We start from the raw sequence: 1,099 nt of genomic DNA, 5'->3' as shown, positions 1-1,099 counted from the left end.
GGCGGGCGGCTGCGTGCCGGTCGCAGCCGCAACGACCAGATCGCCACGCTCGTGCGCATGTACCTGATCGACCATGCGCGAGTGATCGCCCGCGACATCCTCCGGGTGATCGATGCCCTGGTCGCTCAGGCCGAGGCTCATCCGACGGCGATCCTTCCCGGCCGCACGCATCTGCAGCACGCACAGCCGGTGCTGCTCGCCCACCACCTGCAGGCGCACGGGTGGCCGCTGGTGCGTGAGCTCGAACGTCTCGTGGACTGGCGTCGTCGCGCCGGTGTCTCGCCGTACGGCGGCGGAGCGCTGGCCGGTTCCACCCTCGGGCTCGATCCGGCACTCGTGGCGACCGAGCTGGGCCTCGACCGCCCCGCGGAGAACTCGCTCGACGGCACGGCGGCTCGAGATGTCGTGGCGGAGTTCGCCTTCATCACGGCGATGACCGGCGTCGACATCTCGCGCCTGTCCGAGGAGATCATCCTCTGGAACACCCGCGAGTTCGGCTTCGTCACCCTCGACGACGGCTACTCGACGGGCTCGAGCATCATGCCGCAGAAGAAGAACCCCGACATCGCCGAGCTCGCTCGGGGCAAGTCGGGGCGTCTGATCGGAAACCTCTCCGGCCTGCTCGCCACCCTCAAGGGCCTCCCGCTCGCGTACAACCGCGACCTGCAGGAGGACAAGGAGCCGGTCTTCGACTCGGTGCAGACCCTCGAGGTGGTGCTTCCCGCGTTCGCCGGGATGATCGCGACGCTGCGTTTCGACACCGAACGGATGGCGGCGCTCGCGCCTCAGGGGTTCTCCCTTGCGACCGATGTCGCCGAGTGGCTCGTGAAGCGCCGCGTGCCGTTCCGGGATGCGCACGAGATCTCCGGTGCGCTCGTGCGGGCGTGCGAGGAGCGGGGGATCGGGCTGGAGGATGCTTCCGATGAGCTGCTGCTCTCGGTGTCGCCGCATCTCGTGCCCGAGGTGCGCGAGGTCCTCACGATCGAGGGCTCCGTCGGGTCGCGGACCGGGATCGGCGGCACCGCACCGGAACGGGTCGCCGAGCAGCGCGCGGAACTCGTCGCGCGCGCACAGGCGGCAGCCCACGCCCTCGGTATCT

Annotated in this window: 1 protein-coding gene; it reads left to right on the top strand. The window is 70.0% G+C overall.

Features of this window, described 5'->3' with window-relative positions; translation table 11 throughout:
- On the top strand, positions 1-1,099 hold a 1,099-nt coding region (gene argH, locus DSP71_RS14770; protein WP_113681464.1), incomplete at both ends, for an argininosuccinate lyase.

Source organism: Microbacterium sp. H6 (assembly GCF_003314775.1).
Classification (GTDB): domain Bacteria; phylum Actinomycetota; class Actinomycetes; order Actinomycetales; family Microbacteriaceae; genus Microbacterium; species Microbacterium oxydans.
This window is presented reverse-complemented; position numbering and strand designations above follow the sequence as displayed.